Here is a 15,772-nt window from a genome sequence, read left to right as displayed (position 1 = left end):
GTCGAGCGCAGCAACCCGAACATGCAGTTGATCCGCCTGGAGCACAAGCTCGGGATCCGGGCGTCGGACACCGCGCAGTTCGAGCTCGTCGACTGGACGATCCCGACCGGCTCCGCGCGCCGTTGGTCCGGCGCCGCGGCCGCCTCGTCGAGTCGACGTGGGAGGAGGCCTTCGCCGAGGTCGACCGGCTCCTGACACCCGTCCTGCGCGACCACGGCCGCCACGCGTGCGGGCTCTACCTCGGCAACCCGGTGGCCCACTCGCCCTCGGGCACCCTCTACGCCCCGCTGCTCGCGCGGGCGCTGCGCTCGAGGAACGTCTTCAGCGCCTCGACGCTGGACCAGATGCCCAAGCACGTGAGCGTCGGGCAGCTGCTGGGCACCGCGCTGTCGGTGCCGATCCCCGACCTCGACCGGACCGAGCACCTGCTGGTCCTCGGCGCCAACCCGCTGGCCTCCAACGGCAGCCTCATGACCGCCCCGAACGTCCGCGGCCGCCTGCGCGCGCTGCGGGCCCGCGGCGGCCGCGTCGTGGTCGTCGACCCGCGCCGCTCGCGCACCGCCGAGGAGGCCGACGAGCACGTCGCGATCCGCCCCGGCACCGACGCCCTGCTGCTGATCGCGATGGTCCACGTGCTCTTCGAGGAGGAGCGGACGAGCCTCGGGCGCCTGGCGGCCTTCACCGCCGGGGTCGACGAGCTCCGCGAGGCCGCGCGGCCGTTCACGCCGGAGCGCGTGGCGACCCACTGCGGCGTGCCGCCGGGCGACATCCGCCGCCTGGCGCGCGAGCTCTCCGCCGCCCCGACCGCCGCGGTCTACGGGCGGATCGGCACGTGCACCGTGCCGTTCGGGACCGTCACGTCGTGGCTGGTCGACGTCCTGAACGTCCTGACCGGCAACCTCGACCGGCCCGGCGGCGCGCTGCTGACCGCGCCCGCGGCCGGCGCCGCGCACACCCGCGGCGCCCCGGGCCGCGGGGCGGGCATGCGGACGGGGCGCTGGCACAGCCGCGTCCGCGGGCTGCCCGAGGCGATGGGCGAGCTGCCGACGTCGGTCCTGGCCGAGGAGATCGAGACCCCCGGCGACGGGCAGGTCCGGGCGCTGATCACCGTGGCCGGCAACCCGGCGCGCTCGGCCCCGGACTCCGACCGCCTGGAGGCCGCGCTGTCGAGCCTCGACGCCTTGATCTGCGTCGACCTCTACCGCAACGAGACCACCCGCCACGCGCACGTCGTGCTGCCGCCGCCCTCGGCGCTGCAGCGCGCGCACTACGACGTGGTCTTCACCCGGCTGTCGGTGCGCAACGTCGCCAACTGGTCGCCCGCGACGCTGCCGATGGACGAGGACGCCCTCGACGAGTGGGAGATCCTGCTGCGGCTCCTCGGCGTGGTCACAGGCCAGGGACCCGACGCTGACGTCGCGGCGCTCGACCACGCGGTGGCGGTGGACGCCGCCCGTCGCGAGGCCGGCCTCGACACCTCGCCGATCGCCGGCGCCGACCCCGAGGAGGTCGTCGCCGCCCTGGTCGACGCCGGCGGCGCGCCCCGCGTCGGGCCCGCCCGCCTGGTCGACCTGCTGCTGCGGACCGGGCCCTACGGCCGCGGCGTCGACGACGGCTGGGTGCCCGCGCCCGCCCCGCCGACGACGGCCCCCGCGCCGGCCCGGGGCGCGCTGCCGCGGGCCGCCGCCCATGCCCCGGCGCCGGCCGCCGACGTCGACACCACGCTGGCCATGATCCGTGAGCACGGGCTGACGCTCGCCGCCCTGGAGGCCGCGCCCCACGGCGTCGACCTCGGGCCGCTCCGGCCCTCGCTGCCCGGCGCGCTGCGCACGCCGTCGGGCCGGATCGAGCTCGCTCCGGAGGCCTTCCTCGCCGACCTCCCGCGCCTGCTCGCGACGCTCGAGGAGCCCGTCGACCCCGAGGCCCTCGTCCTCGTCGGCCGGCGCCACCTGCGGTCGAACAACTCCTGGATGCACAACCTGCCGCTGCTGACGGGCGGCCCGGAGCCATGCACGCTGCAGCTGCACCCCGACGACGCCGCCCGCCTCGGGATCGCGGACGGCGCGCCGGTGCTCGTGCGGTCCCGGACCGGCGAGGTCCGCGCCCCGGCCGAGGTCACGGACGTCGTCCGCCCCGGCGTCGTGTCGCTCCCGCACGGCTGGGGCCACGACGCGGACGGCGCGCGGATGGCCGTCGCGAGCCTGCGGCCGGGCGTCAACGCCAACGTCCTCAGCGACGACGCGCAGACCGACCCGCTGTCGGGCACCGCCGTCCTCAACGGGATCCCGGTCACCGTCCGGGCGGCGGACCGGGCGGCGGCGCCGGCGCGCTGAGGGGTCGGGGCGGCCGACCGCGGCGCGGGGGTGGTCGGGGGGCGGGGGGGCCGCGGCGCGAGAGGGGTCGCGGCGCGGGGGTGGTCGCGGCGCGGGGGTGGTCGCGGCGCGAGGGTGGTCGCCATTTCGTCGCCCGGGGCGAGCAAATCGCGACCCCCCCGACGCGCTCCGGCCCTGGTCGTCATCTCGTCGCTCGGGGCGAGCGAATCGCGACCACCTCCGACGCCCTCCGGCCCTGGTCGTCATCCCGTCGCTCGGGGCGGGGGTGGTCGCGGCACGGGGGGGGGTGGTCGCGGCGCGAGGGGTGGTCGCCATCTCGTCGCTCCGGGCGAGGGAACCGCGACCACTCCCGACGCCCACGGGCCCCGGTCGCGATCTCGTCGCTCGGGGCGAGCGAATCGCGACCACCCCCGACGCCCACGGGCCCTGGTCGTCATCTCGTCGCTCGGGACGAGGGAATCGCGACCACTCCCGACGCCCACGGGCCCCGGTCGCCATCCCGTCGCCCTGGGCGAGCGACTCGCGACCATCCCCGACGCCCACCCGCCCCGGTCGCCATCCCGTCGCCCAGGGCGAGCGAATCGCGACCACCCCCCGACGCCCACCGGCCCTGGTCGCCATCCCGTCGCCCAGGGCGAGCGAATCGCGACCACCCCCCGACGGACGCGCCCGTCCGCGCCCCGCGATGCCCCCGGTGATCCGGTGGCGGGGCCGTCGCCGTACCCTCGCCCGATGGGCTTCTTCCCGACCGAGCCGCCCGAGCCTCCGTCCGAGGAGGCCGACGAGGACTGGCTCGCCTACGCCCGCTTCGACGGGCACACCGTGCCCGGGGCCGTCCCCGAGCCGATCGTCGTGGCGTCCACGCCGCTGGTGACGGTGCTTGCGACCCTGACGGTCTCCGAGGACGCGCTCGGCATCACCTGGCACACCGTCGCGCGGCGGATCCCGGCCGGCGCGGCCCGGGACCAGCTGGCGCTGCGCGACGCGGCCCGTCGCGGCCCGCTGCCCGACGAGTTCCTCCGCCTGGGCGTCGCGTACGACGACGGCCGCACCGTCACGAACCTGCCGTGGGAGGACGACGAGGACGAGGACACCGACGACGAGCGTCCGCTCGCGTGGCGGATGCGCGGCGGCAGCGGCACCCCGACGGTCACCACCACGAGCGTGCTGATCGTCCCGGGCCCCGACGCCGGGCCCGTCACGCTCGTCTGCGAGTGGCCCGCGATGGACGTCCCGGAGAGCCGCGCGACGGTGCCCCACGACGTGATCGACCGCGCGCGCCTGCTCGCGATCACGATCGAGCCGATCGACGAGGGCTGAGGCCCGGGCGAGCCGGGCGGGGACGCGGCCCGGGCCCGTCGGCACGACCGGCCGCTCCTCGCGGGGCGGGACGGCGGACTCCCCGCGGCGCGCCGCCCGCTCGTCGTGGGCGCCCCGACCCGTCACAGTGGACCGATGCCCACCGCATCAGCCCTCACCGTCCTCGCGCGTCCGATGCTCGCCTACGGCTTCGTGACCGGCGGCCTCCAGGCCGTCAAGAGCCCGAAGGGCCTGATCGGGATGTCCGAGAAGGCCGGGATCCCCGCCGCCGAGCGGGTCGTCCCCGTGACGTCGGTGACGATGGTGGTCGCCGGCACGACGCTGGCGCTCGGGATCGCCCCGCGCGCGAGCGCCCTGACGCTGGCCGGCTGCCTGACCGGCCTGACGTACACGCTGCACGGGTTCTGGCGCGACGAGGAGGAGAAGCCGCGGCGGATGAAGCGCCAGGCGTTCGTCACCAACGTGGGCACCCTCGGAGGCCTCCTGGCCCTCGCCGCCACGAAGCGCTGAGCGGCCGGGGCGATCTGGACGATCCCGCCCCCGCCTTCCGGGGACGGGCGGTCGGCGCTAGGGTCCGGCCAGGTCCTCCTCGTCCCGGGAGTACACCATGAGCCCCGCAGACCGTCCTCTGCACACCGCCGACCCGGCGAGCACGACCCCCGAGAGCGACGCCGCCGCGCTCGCGGACTGGATCGAGACGGAGCCGGTCCCGGCCCTCGAGCAGTACCGCCGAGAGCTCGCCGACCTGGCCGCGCAGGGCCAGCCGGACACCGCGCCGGTCACCGACCGCCTGGTCGACGTGATCGAGGCGCTGCACGCCGCCGGCGGCGTGCTCCGCGAGCGCGACGACGACGTCCTGCCCGACGCCCTGGCGGCCGTCCTGGCCCGCTGCACCGCGGACATCCAGAGCGCCCAGGAGGCCGTCGCCCGCAGCCGCCGGCTCGTCGAGCGCGGGCGGATCCGCTACGAGCGTCAGCCCGGCTCGGACCCGGCCGGTTCCGGTCCGCCGCCACCGTCGGGCGACGACGTCCCGGACGCCTGACCCGGGCGAAGGCCGGCGGCCGTCGCGGCCACGACCACGAAGGCGACCGCCCGGCCGCCGGCCCTACGCCGCGACCACCGCGACGTTCATCCGCCCGCCGTCGACGTCCAGCACGATCCCGTGCACGAACGCCGCGCCGTCGTCGGCCAGGTAGACCGCGGCGTCCGCGATCGCCTCCGGCGGCCCGAACGTCCCCGCCGGCGTCCCGTGCATCATCACCGCGGCGCCGTCGCCCAGCTCCGCGTCGGACGCGGCGGTCCGCACCACGCCCGGCGAGATCGCGTTGACGCGGACCCCGCGGGGCCCGAACTCCGCCGACCACGCCCGCGTCAGGGTCTCCATCGCGCCCTTCGTCGAGCTGTAGAGCGCGCCCGAAGGCACCGCCAGCCGCGCGATCCACGACCCGAGGTTGATGATCGCCCCGGACCCGCGTTCGGCCATCGCGGGCGCGATCGTCGCGGTCAGGAAGAACGGCGACTTGACGTTCACCGCGTAGACGCGGTCGAAGGTCGCGCCGTCGGTGGTGGTCGTCGTGCCGGCCGGGAAGATGCCGGCGTTGTTGACGAGCACGTCGATGCGGCCGCCCAGGGCCGCGGTCGCGGCGTCGGCGAGCGCCCGCGCGCCCTCCTCGGACCCGTCGAGGTCCGCCGGGACGAAGACCGCCCGGCCGCCGGCCGCGACGATGCCGTCGACGACCTCCGCCCCGCGGGTCGCGTCCCGGCCGCTGACGGCGACGAACGCGCCCTCCGCGCCGTACCGCTCGGCGATCGCCCGCCCGATGTTGCTCGTCCCGCCCGTCACCAGCGCCGTCTTCCCGGCCAGTCGCGTGCCCATGTCGTGTCCTCTCGTCGTCCGGGCCGTCGTCGTGCCGGCGGCATGAATGGACCCGGTGGTCCAGAATGGATAGCACACGAATGGACCCGTCGGTCCAGAGCGCTATCATCGGGACATGAGCACGCCGAAGCTCACGCCCAAGGGCGCCGCGACGCGCGACCGCATCGTGCAGACGGCCGCAGACCTCGTCCTGGCCCGCGGCGTCGGCGGCACGTCACTGGACGACATCCGCGCCGGCACGGCCACGAGCAAGAGCCAGCTCTTCCACTACTTCCCGGGCGGCAAGGGCGAGCTGGTGGGCGCGCTGGCGACGCTCCAGGCGGGGCGCGTGCTCGAGGCCCAGCGGCCCTGGATCGACGCGCTGGACACCTGGGAGTCGTGGGAGGGCTGGCGCGCCGGCCTGCTGGCGCACTACGACGGCCTGCCCCACCGCGGCTGCCCGATCGGGTCGCTGGTGCAGGAGCTCTCGGGGACCGACCCGGCGCTGGCCGGGGTCGCGACCGCCCACATGGACGAGTGGCTGGGGCGGCTGGGGGCGGGCGTCGTCCGGATGCGCGAGGCCGGGCACCTGCGGACCGATGCCGACCCGGAGGCCCTGACGCTCGCGATCTTCGCGGCGCTGCAGGGCGGGCTGATGCTCAACCAGGCGCTCGACTCCGGCGCGCCGCTCGCCGCCGCGCTGGACGGGGCGCTGGCGACGCTCCGGGACGCCGCGGCGTAGCGACGGGCGCGCGGCATCCCCGGGCGGGGCGCGGCATGATCGGCCGGTGACCCCGGTCGACCCACCGCGCGACCGCGGGATGAGCGTGCGGGCGTGGGGGCTCTTCGTCACCGTCGCCGTCCTCTGGGGCATCCCGTACGCGTTCATCAAGATCGCGGTCGACGACGGGATCTCCCCCGGCTTCCTCGCCTGGGCGCGGGTCGTGCTCGCCGCCGGCGTCCTGCTCGGCGTCTCCGCCGCGGCCGGGATCCTCGGGCAGCTCCGCGGCCGCTGGCGGTGGATCGCCGCCTACGCGCTCGTCGAGATCGCGATCCCGTTCCCGCTGATCGGCTTCGGGGAGCAGCGCGTCAGCTCGTCCCTGACGGCGATCCTGATCGCGGCGGCCCCGAGCTTCGTCGCCCTGCTCGCCCTGCGCCTGGTGCCCGGCGAGCGGATCACCGGCACGCGGCTGGTCGGCCTCGTCGTGGGCCTGGGCGGCGTCGTCGCCCTCGTCGGGATCGACGTCGCCGGCAGCAGCCGCGAGCTCGTCGGCGCCGCCGCGATCCTGCTGGCCGCGCTCGGCTACGCCGTCGGACCGATGATCCTCAGCCGCCGCCTGCAGGACCTCGACGCCCGCGCGACGATGGCCGGCGCGACCGTCGTCGGCGGCCTGCTGCTGACCCCGCTGGCGATCGCCCACCCGCCGCACGAGGTCCCCTCCGGCGGCGGGCTCGCGGCGATCGCGGTCCTCGGCCTGCTCTGCACCGCCCTGGCGTTCGTCACCTACGGCCGCCTCGTCGGCGACGTCGGCCCGGGGCGCGCGAGCATCGTCACCTACGTCGCCCCGGTCTTCGCCACGGCCCTCGGCGTGATCGCGCTGGACGAGCACGTCGGTGCCGGGGCCGCGGTCGGGCTCGTGCTGATCCTCGCGGGCTCGTGGCTCTCGACCGGCGGACGCCTGCGGCGTCGGCGGCTGGCGGACCCGCCGCCGGGCTGACCCCAGGCCGAACCGCGACCGCGCCGCCCGGCGCCCGCGGTCCGGGGCGAGCGGCGCGGGGCGGACGGCGCGGGGCGGACGGCGCGGGGCCCGCCGCTCAGAGCCTGGATCCACCGATGATCGGTTGCGTCTCGGCGTCGAGGGCCGAGTGTGGGCCGATCGGACACGTGAGGACGGTCGGTGACCATTCGATCGTGCCCGGTCGGGTCACGCGAAGGTCATCGGCGTCGAGACGACCCGGGGATCGGTGGATGTCGCTCAGGCCCCGCCGAGCGCGGCGAGCGCGGCCGTCAGGCGCCGGGCGAGGTCGTCGGCGCTGACCCCGGGCTCCTCGACCGCGAGGACGCCGTCGCGGGCGAGCGACGCGAGCCCGTGCACCATCGACAGGCAGAGCAGCACGAGCGTGCGGTGCTCGACGCCCGACGCCCAGCCGGCGGCCTGCGCGTCGCCTACCGCCCGCTCGAGCACGCCCCAGGCGCGCGCCCGGGCGGCGGCGAGCGCGGGATCGCCCGCGTTCCAGAGCTCCGGCCGGACGATCACGGAGAAGACCGCGTGGCGCTCCTGCGCGAACGCGACGTAGGCGACGCCGACGGCCGCGAGCGCCGCGGCGGCCCGCGCTGCGGCGCCGGACGCGTCCGGCACGTCCCCCGCGGTGGCCGGCCGGCCCGCCCCGGCGACCGGCGCGCCCGCCCCCGCCGGCGCGTCCTCCGCGGCCGACCCGCCCCCACCGCCCAGCGCCGCCGACCGGGCGTCCTCGGCCGCGGCCGCCAGCTCGTCGTAGCCCCGCTCCGCGAGCGCCGTGAAGAGTCCGGCGCGGTCGCGGAAGACGTGCCCCGGGGCCTGGTGGGAGACGTCCGCGCGGCGCGCGATCGCCCGCAGGCTGACGCCGCCGATGCCTGCGACCGCGACCTCGGCCTCGGCGGCGTCGACGAGCTCGGCGCGGAGGTCGCGGGTCCGGGACGGCATCGCCCCATCGTGGCACCCCGGCGCCCGCCGCGCGTTGCTTGGCAGTGTCACATCGAGGCCGTACAACCCTCGGGATGCCCTCGGCGACCTCCCGCCCCTCCTCGGCCTTCACCGGCCCGGAGCGCCTGACCCTCGTGGTCCTCTGCGCGGCGGTCTTCGTCATCAACGTCTCCACGACGATCGTCAACATCACGCTGCCGCGGCTGACGAGCGACCTCGGCGCGAGCACGGAGGACCTGCTCTGGATCGTCGACGCGTTCAACCTCGCGTTCGCGGCGCTCGTGCTCGCCGGCGGCAGCCTGTCGGACCGCTACGGCCGGAGGCGGGCGCTCGTGGCCGGCCTGGCGCTCTTCGCGGTCGCGTCGTTCGGCGGCGCCACGGCCGGGTCGCCGGACGCGCTGATCGCGTGGCGCGCCCTCGCCGGCGTCGGCGCCGCGGTGATCTTCCCGGTGACGCTGTCGATCCTCTCCAACGTCTTCACCGACCGGACGCGGCGGGCGAAGGCGATCGGGATCTGGGGCGCGGCGACCGGCCTGGCGATCGCCGCCGGCCCGATCATCGGCGGCTTCCTCGTCGAGCACGTCTCCTGGAACAGCACGCTGGTCTTCCCGGGTGCGGTCGCGGTGCTCGCGCTGCTCGGGACGCTGTGGCGGATCCCCGAGTCCCGCGACCCGGCCACCCCGCCGCCGGACGTCGGCGGCATCCTGCTGTCGACCCTCGGGCTCGGGATCCTCGTCTACAGCCTGATCGAGGCGCCGACCTACGGCTGGACGTCGGGATCGACGCTCGGCGGACTCGGCGTCGCCGCCCTGACCCTCCTCGCCTTCACGATGTGGGAGCAGGCCCGCGAGCACCCGATGCTCGACGTGCGGATCTTCACGAACCTGCGCTTCACCGCCGCCAGCGTCTCGATCACGTTCGCGTTCTTCGCGATGTTCGGGTTCATCTTCCTGATCACGCAGTACTTCCAGTTCGTGAAGGGCTACGCCCCGTTCGGGTCGGGCCTGCGGATCCTTCCGTTCGCGCTGTGCGTCGGGATCACGTCGATCGTCGGCGCCCGGCTGGCCGTCGCGTTCGGGACGAAGCTCGTCGTCGCCGGCGGCCTCGTGCTGCTCGCGGCGGGCTTCGCGTGGACGTCGACGGCCGCGGCGGACACCGGCTACCTCGAGATCGCGCTGCAGATGGTCCTCATGGGCTCGGGCCTCGGGATGACCAGCGCCCCGGCGACGGAGGCGATCATGGGCGTCGTCCCGGCCGCGAAGGCGGGCATCGGCTCGGCGGTCAACGACGCGACGCGCGAGCTCGGCGGCACCCTCGGGGTCGCGGTCATCGGCAGCGTCTCGCTGTCGCTCTACCGCGACGGGGTCGCCGGCCCCGGGGTGCCGGCGTCCGTCCTCGAGCCCGCCCGCGAGTCGATCGGCTCGGCGCTGGCGGCGGCCGGGGAGCTGGCGCGGTCCGGCGACCCCGCGGGCGCCGGCGCGCTGGTGCGGGCGGCGCAGGGCGGGTTCCTCGACGGCCTGCAGGCGGGCTGCCTGACGGCGGCCGGGGTGGTCCTGGTCGGCGCGGTCCTCGTGCTGCTGTGGCTGCCGGCGCATCCGGGGCGGGACGAGGGGGACGGGGCGCCGGACGGCCTGAGCGGTCCGCCGGACGGCGGGACCGCGGAGCGGCGGGCGGCGCCGGACGCCGGGGTCGCGGACCCGGGCGCGGACCTGCCGGGGTGCCCGAAGCCGGTCGCGACCTGATCCGCGCGGAGCCCACCCCCCGATCCCGGGGGCTTTCCCCCCGATCCGGACCGCGCCCGGGCGGACTGCCGTACCCTCCGTCCCGTGCCCGCCGTGCTCAGCGACCGTCACGAGGAGCTTGCCGACCAGCTCGTCGCGCTGTTCCTGGCGGAGGGCTTCCGCGGCTTCACGCTCGGCGACCTGACCCAGCGGCTGCACTGCTCGAAGACCACGCTCTACGCGCTGGGCGAGAGCAAGGAGCAGCTCGTCGGCAACGCCGTCGTCCGCTTCTTCCGCGCCGCCACGGGCGAGGTCGAGCGCGCCACGGCCGAGGCCGACGGTTCGGAGGCGAAGATCGCCGCGTACCTGTCCGCCGTCGCCGCCGCCCTGCGCCCCGCGTCCGCCGCGTTCATCGCCGACGTCGCCGCGCACCCGACCGCGCGCCGGGCCTACGCCCGCAACACGAAGATCGCCGCCGGCCGCGTGCACGACCTGATCGACGAGGGCGTCGAGTCCGGCGACTTCCGCGAGGTCCACGCCGCGTTCGTCGCCGACACCGTCGCCGCGACGATGCAGCGGATCCAGTCCGGCGACGTGCTGCGCACGACCGGCCTGCACGACGCGGAGGCCTACGAGGAGCTCGCGCGCCTCGTCCTCCGCGGCGTCCGCTCGTAGCGCGGTCCGTCGGCTGGGCCTTCCGCCGACCGCGCGTCGGCGTCCGCGGACCGCGCGTCGGCGTCCGGAGGGCCGCGCGTCGGCATCCGGGGACGGACCTCCGGGGTCCCCGCCGCCGGCCTCAGGACGGTCGCGCGCGGAAGCTCGCCGCCGCCCGCTCGGCCGTCCCCCGCGCCCACGCGCCGGTCGACGCGAACGACAGGACGACGATCGCGACCGCGCAGCCGGCGACGATCCACCAGCCCGGGTGGCTGCTCGCTGCCACCGCCGTCCCGCTGGTGGCGGTGCCGACGGCGACCGCGCCGAGGATCGCGACGCCCAGCGACGACCCGACCTGGCGACTCGTCGACGCCACCGCCGAGGCGACGCCGGCCTGGTCCGCCGGCATCCCGGACACCGCGGTGTTCGTGATCGGCGGGTTGACCGAGCCGAAGCCGACGCCGAAGAGGACGTAGCTGCCGAACAGCCAGGCGACGGAGGTGTCGCGCTCCAGGCCGGTGAGCATCAGGGCGCTGAGCACGATCGCCGCGCCGCCGAGCGCCAGCGACCAGCGGGTCCCGAAGCGGCCCACGAGCCGGCCGGTCAGCGGTCCGACGACGACTGTCGTCGCCGCCATCGGCAGCGTGTAGAGCCCGGCGTGCAGCGGCGAGAGCCCGCGCGCCTCCTGCAGGTAGAGCGTGTTGAGGAAGAGGAATCCGCCGAGCGAGACGAACGCGAGGACGGCGATCAGCGACGCGCCCGCGAACGGCGCGGAGCGGAAGAAGCGCGGGTCGATCAGGGGCTCGCGATGCCGCGACTCGTACGCGACCAGCGCCGTCAGGGCGACCGCCGCCAGCACGAGCAGCCCGAGGGTCTGCACCGACGTCCAGCCCGCGTCGGGCGCCTGGATGATCGCGAAGACCGTCGAGGCCAGGAGCACGATCACGAGCAGCTGGCCGACGGGGTCGACCCGCCGCGCGTGCGGCGCCCGGGACTCCGGCACGTAGCGTCGCGTCAGGATCAGCGCGACGGCCCCGACCGGCACGTTGATCCAGAAGATCGCGCGCCAGTCGACCGCCTCGACCAGCCCGCCGCCGACGATCGGCCCGAACGCCATCGACAGCCCGATCACGCCGCCCCAGACGCCGATCGCCTGGGCGCGCTCGCGGGGGTCGTCGAACGTGTTGCGGATGATCGACATCGCGACGGGGTTGAGCATCGACCCGCCGACGCCCTGGAGCATCCGGAAGACGATCAGGAGCTCCACGTTCGGCGCGACGCTGCAGAGCAGCGAGCCGAGCGAGAACAGCGTCAGGCCGATCTGGAACATCCGCGCCCGGCCGATCCGGTCCGCGGTCGACCCCGACAGCATCAGCAGGCTCGCGAGGACCAGCGTGTAGGCCGAGACCGACCACTGCAGCTCCGCCGTCGACGCGCCGAGGTCGCGGCGCAGGTCGGGCAGCGCGACGTTCACCGCGGTGTTGTCGAGCCCGACGATGAAGAGGCTGGTGCAGCAGATCCCGAGCACCAGCCAGCGCCGCGGGTCCCGGGCGGGCGCCTCCTCGCCTCCCGCCCCTACGGGCGCGAGGGGGACGGAGGTCGGGGGCGAGACCATCCCCACCACTACAGCAGCCAGGACGCCCGTTCCCCGTCCCACGGGCGGCTCCGCGGCGCCGGGCCGCGCGACGGCCCGTCGGCGGATCGGGGGTCGGTGGACGGGATCACGGGCCGGCAGACGGTCCCCGGGCGGGCCGGCCGTCCGGACCGTGCGGTCCCTCCCGACGGCGACCCCGGGCCGGGCTACCCTCAGGACACCGCGTCCCCGACCGAAGGCCCGCATGTCCCCCACCGCCCGCCGCCCACTCGTCGTGGGCGCCCTCGTGCTGTTCGCCGCGCTCGTGCTCCAGCTGGCGTTCGCCGGCTCCTACGTCGGCGCGCTGCACGAGCCGCGTCCGCACGAGGTCCCGATCACCGTCGTCGGCCCCGACGCCTCCGCCGGGCAGGTGGCGAAGCAGCTGAACGTCCTGCAGGGCAGCCCGCTGAAGGCGACGACCGAGCGCACGTTCGGCGCCGCGCGCGACCGCGTGGAGCACCGCAGGAGCTACGCCGTCCTCGTGCCCGGCAACCCCGACGCCGGCCGTGCCCGCGACCGCCGCAGCCGGCTGTACGTCGCCAGCGCCGCGAACCGCACGATGGCGACGGTGCTGCCGGCCCTCTTCGAGCGCCTCGTCCAGGAGCAGGGCGCCCAGCCCGTCCAGGTGAAGGAGCTGGCGCCGCTGCCGGCCGCCGACCAGGGCGGTCTCGCGGCCTTCTACGCCGTCGTCTCGTGGATGGTCGGCGGCTACTTCGGCGCGACCCTGCTGGGCATGGTCGGCTCGCCGCTGCTGCGCAGCCGGCGGGTCGCGCTGCAACGACTCGGCGGGATGCTGGCCTTCGGCGTCCTCTCGGGGCTCCTGAGCGCGCTCCTCCTCCAGCAGGTCATCGGCGTCCTGGGCTCGGCGCCGTTCCTGCAGCTCGCGGGCACCGGAGCGCTCTGCGTGGTCGCCGTCGGCGCGTCGACGATCGCGTTCCAGTCGCTCCTGGGCATCGCCGGCACGGGCCTCGCCGTCCTGCTGTTCGTCGTCCTCGGCAACCCGTCGTCGGGCGGCCCGTACAGCCCGGAGCTGCTGCCGGGCTTCTGGCGCGCGATCGGCGAGTGGCTGCCGCCGGGCGCCGGCACGACGGTCCTGCGCGACGTCACCTACTTCGACGGCCACGCCACCGGCAGCGCCCTGCTCGTCCTCGCCGTCTGGGCGGTCGTGGGCGCGGCCGTGGCGGTGCTGCGGGGCGGCCGGGGCGTCAGCGACGCGCAGGCCGAGCGGGAGGCGATGGCGGGGGTCGGGGCGGTCTGAGGGGCGGGGCGGGCCGGGTCGACGCCAACAGGCCCGTCGCACCGGCTCGAGTTGTCCCCGGTATGCGGGGAGAACCCGGTCCGAAGCGGCTCCCCGACCCGGCCCGTCGCACCGGCTCGAGTTGTCCCCGGTATGCGGGGAGAGCCCGGTCCGAAACCGGAGGGGGACCGGCCCAGGCCTTCGGACCAGCCCGTCCGGGTCCGGCGCGGCGGACCCGGATCGCACCGCCGCCGCGCCGGGCGAGGAAGTTCCCGCAACGTGCGGGAAAGGCGTTCACCGAGGGCCCCGTTCCGCCGGATCGCGTGCGAACGTCTGTTCGCATGAGGCCCGCCGGCAACCGTACGCACGATCCCGGCCGGGACCGCCTGCTGATGGCCCTGCGCGCCCGCGACGCCGACCGGGCACTCGAGGCCGCGCGGCTGATGGGCGACGTCCCCCTGAGCGCGGCGGCCGAGATCACCTCGCTGCTCGCCGACCTCGACGATCCGCGCTACGACCGCGCCGCCGCGCGCCTGGCGGCACGGCTGACGCTCGAGCGCCGGCTCGGCCTCGAGGACGCCGACGCGGTGCTGACGAGCGTCGCCCGACTGCCCGACGCCGAGGCCCTCGCCCAGCTCCTCGGCTACTGCCGGCGGGCCGCGTGACCGCCCGCACGACCACCACCGACGAGCCGCCCGACGGCCCTGCACGGCCACGGCCGACGACCGAACGACCGCCCGCACGACCTCGGCCGGCGGACCGCCCGACGGCCAGACTGCGATCAGGTGCCATCCCCGTTCCGGAAAAACATCTGATTCCGGGTAGGAATTTTCACAGACACGCGGAGACTCGGGTAGGATCGCGCCGCCGATGCCCCGCCGCCCCTCGCGATCAGCCCACCGATCACGCCCCGTCCGGCACGCGGTCGTCGCCGGCGCGATCCTCAGCCTCGCGCTGCCCGCCGCGGCCACGGCGGACCAGCGCCGGGGGATCGAGGGCGAGGAGCTCTCCGGCCCCGCGATATCCGCCGACGCCACCGCGTCGGGCGGCGCGGTCGCACTGCTGCGCGTGAGCCGACGCGCCCGGGTCCTGCCGACGCCCCTCGTCGCCGCGCCCGCCGTCCGGCTGCGCGTCGGCGGCTGCCGCGGCCGCCTGCGCATCGGGACGACGACGCGGTCGATGCGCACCGTCCGCCTGCGCGCGGGGTGGCAGGTCGTCTCGGCGCCCGCCGACCCCGGGGCGCCGATCGCCGGCGTCCGCCTGGCGCGCCCCGCCGGCACCGCCGGCTGCCGGCACCTGCGCCTGGACCGGATCGACGTCGACGTCCCGCCGATCCCGCTCGCCGCGTCCGTGCTGTCCGGGCCGATGCGCACCGACGCCCGCTACCGCAAGGCCTACCTCGACACGTTCGACGGGCTGACGCCCGAGAACGCGCTGAAGATGAACGCCGCCCGGCCAACCCCGGACGGCTACGCGTTCGAGGACGCCGACGAGCTCGTCGACGACAGCACCGCGGAGCGCCGGCCCGTCCGCGGCCACACGCTCGTCTTCGACCGGCAGCTCCCCTCGTGGCTGGTCAACCCGCTGCTCCCGTGGACGCGCGACACCCTCCTCGGCGTCCTGCGCGACCACGTCACCGAGAACGTCGCCCGCTACCGCGGCCGGGTCGACCGCTGGGACGTCGTCAACGAGGCCGTCGGCATCGACGGCCGGCAGAAGACGACGTTCTGGAGCCAGGGCATCGGCACCGACTACATCGACTGGGCGTTCCGCTTCGCCCACGCGGCGGACCCGACGACCCGGCTGGTCTACAACGACGCCGGGATCGAGCGGCCCGGCGCCCACCAGGACGGCGTGTTCCGCCTCCTCAGCGCCCTCCTCGCCCGCGGCGTCCCCGTCGAGGGCGTCGGCTTGCAGGGCCACATCGACCCCTCGGCCCCGCCGACCGCCGCCGAGCTCGACGCCACGATCACCCGCTTCGCCGACCTCGGGCTGCGCGTCGAGATCACCGAGGCCGACGTCCCGCTCGGTGGCCCGGCGACCCCCGAGCGGATCGCCGCCCAGACCGAGACGTACCGGCGGCTCGCGACCGCGTGCTGGCGCCACGTGGCGTGCGACCGCATGACCGTCTGGGGCGTCGCCGACACGGCGAGCTGGATGGGCGTCAAGGCCAGCGCGACCCTGTTGGACGCCGCGTACCGGCCGAAGCCCGCGCTCGAGGCGACGCGCCGGGCGCTCGCCGGCGAGCGCTGAGGCCGCGGCGGCGCCGGCCGGGGGCCCCCCCGCCCGGCCCGAGATGCGCAGACGCTCGGGGTGGGGGATCGTGGTTATAGTA

General features: G+C 76.3%; 15 protein-coding genes. 12 read left to right on the top strand and 3 right to left on the bottom strand.

What is annotated here, in order from left to right; all coding sequences use genetic code 11:
• The 5 genes from AB0L40_RS20645 to AB0L40_RS20625 form a co-directional block, all read left to right on the top strand.
• Nucleotides 1-195, top strand: a 195-nt coding sequence (locus tag AB0L40_RS20645; protein ID WP_364358957.1) for a hypothetical protein, incomplete at its 5' end; no start/stop codon positions are given.
• Entirely contained in the window at nt 123-2,333 is a 2,211-nt protein-coding gene (locus tag AB0L40_RS20640; RefSeq protein WP_364358954.1) for a molybdopterin-dependent oxidoreductase, read from the top strand. The genes AB0L40_RS20645 and AB0L40_RS20640, both read left to right, overlap by 73 nt.
• Before the next feature lie 732 nt (nt 2,334-3,065).
• The gene (locus AB0L40_RS20635; RefSeq protein ID WP_364358951.1) at nt 3,066-3,653 is read left to right on the top strand and encodes a hypothetical protein; all 588 of its coding nucleotides are present in this window, start codon (nt 3,066-3,068) and stop codon (nt 3,651-3,653) included.
• Nucleotides 3,654-3,788: 135 nt separating this feature from the next.
• Nucleotides 3,789-4,163, top strand: a complete 375-nt coding sequence (locus tag AB0L40_RS20630; protein ID WP_364358948.1) for a DoxX family protein — start codon at nt 3,789-3,791, stop codon at nt 4,161-4,163.
• 97 nt (nt 4,164-4,260) lie between these two features.
• Nucleotides 4,261-4,695, top strand: a complete 435-nt coding sequence (locus AB0L40_RS20625; RefSeq protein WP_364358945.1) for a hypothetical protein — start codon at nt 4,261-4,263, stop codon at nt 4,693-4,695.
• A gap of 63 nt (nt 4,696-4,758) precedes the next feature.
• Here AB0L40_RS20625 and AB0L40_RS20620 read toward each other — a convergent pair whose 3' ends face one another.
• On the bottom strand, nt 4,759-5,529 hold the full coding sequence (locus tag AB0L40_RS20620; protein WP_364358942.1) for an SDR family oxidoreductase: 771 nt from the start codon (nt 5,527-5,529) through the stop codon (nt 4,759-4,761).
• A gap of 115 nt (nt 5,530-5,644) precedes the next feature.
• On the opposite strand from AB0L40_RS20620, the gene AB0L40_RS20615 reads away from it, so the two are divergent.
• The gene (locus AB0L40_RS20615) at nt 5,645-6,250 is read left to right on the top strand and encodes a TetR family transcriptional regulator (RefSeq protein WP_364358939.1); all 606 of its coding nucleotides are present in this window, start codon (nt 5,645-5,647) and stop codon (nt 6,248-6,250) included.
• Between the two features lie 46 nt (nt 6,251-6,296).
• Nucleotides 6,297-7,226, top strand: a complete 930-nt coding sequence (locus tag AB0L40_RS20610; protein WP_364358936.1) for a DMT family transporter — start codon at nt 6,297-6,299, stop codon at nt 7,224-7,226.
• Nucleotides 7,227-7,484: 258 nt separating this feature from the next.
• On the opposite strand, the gene AB0L40_RS20605 is transcribed toward AB0L40_RS20610, so the two are convergent.
• A complete protein-coding gene (locus AB0L40_RS20605; protein WP_364358933.1) occupies nt 7,485-8,192 on the bottom strand; it encodes a WHG domain-containing protein in 708 nt (235 codons plus the stop codon).
• A gap of 74 nt (nt 8,193-8,266) precedes the next feature.
• Between AB0L40_RS20605 and AB0L40_RS20600 the strand changes: the two genes are divergently transcribed.
• Nucleotides 8,267-9,934, top strand: a complete 1,668-nt coding sequence (locus AB0L40_RS20600) for an MFS transporter (RefSeq protein ID WP_364358930.1) — start codon at nt 8,267-8,269, stop codon at nt 9,932-9,934.
• 84 nt (nt 9,935-10,018) lie between these two features.
• On the top strand, nt 10,019-10,588 hold the full coding sequence (locus AB0L40_RS20595; RefSeq protein ID WP_364358927.1) for a TetR/AcrR family transcriptional regulator: 570 nt from the start codon (nt 10,019-10,021) through the stop codon (nt 10,586-10,588).
• Between the two features lie 121 nt (nt 10,589-10,709).
• Here AB0L40_RS20595 and AB0L40_RS20590 read toward each other — a convergent pair whose 3' ends face one another.
• Nucleotides 10,710-12,182: an MFS transporter gene (locus AB0L40_RS20590; RefSeq protein WP_364358924.1), complete on the bottom strand. Its 1,473-nt coding sequence runs from the start codon at nt 12,180-12,182 to the stop codon at nt 10,710-10,712.
• Between the two features lie 223 nt (nt 12,183-12,405).
• On the opposite strand from AB0L40_RS20590, the gene AB0L40_RS20585 reads away from it, so the two are divergent.
• The 3 genes from AB0L40_RS20585 to AB0L40_RS20575 all read left to right on the top strand — a co-directional run bounded on the left by AB0L40_RS20585 (nt 12,406) and on the right by AB0L40_RS20575 (nt 15,690).
• Nucleotides 12,406-13,458: a DUF3533 domain-containing protein gene (locus AB0L40_RS20585; RefSeq protein ID WP_364358921.1), complete on the top strand. Its 1,053-nt coding sequence runs from the start codon at nt 12,406-12,408 to the stop codon at nt 13,456-13,458.
• Nucleotides 13,459-13,778: 320 nt separating this feature from the next.
• On the top strand, nt 13,779-14,102 hold the full coding sequence (locus AB0L40_RS20580) for a hypothetical protein (protein ID WP_364358918.1): 324 nt from the start codon (nt 13,779-13,781) through the stop codon (nt 14,100-14,102).
• A gap of 205 nt (nt 14,103-14,307) precedes the next feature.
• The gene (locus AB0L40_RS20575) at nt 14,308-15,690 is read left to right on the top strand and encodes an endo-1,4-beta-xylanase (protein WP_364358915.1); all 1,383 of its coding nucleotides are present in this window, start codon (nt 14,308-14,310) and stop codon (nt 15,688-15,690) included.
• Nucleotides 15,691-15,772 lie beyond the last annotated feature (82 nt).

The organism is Patulibacter sp. NPDC049589 (assembly GCF_040675535.1).
In the GTDB taxonomy this organism is placed as follows: Bacteria; Actinomycetota; Thermoleophilia; order Solirubrobacterales; family Solirubrobacteraceae; genus Patulibacter.
This window is presented reverse-complemented; position numbering and strand designations above follow the sequence as displayed.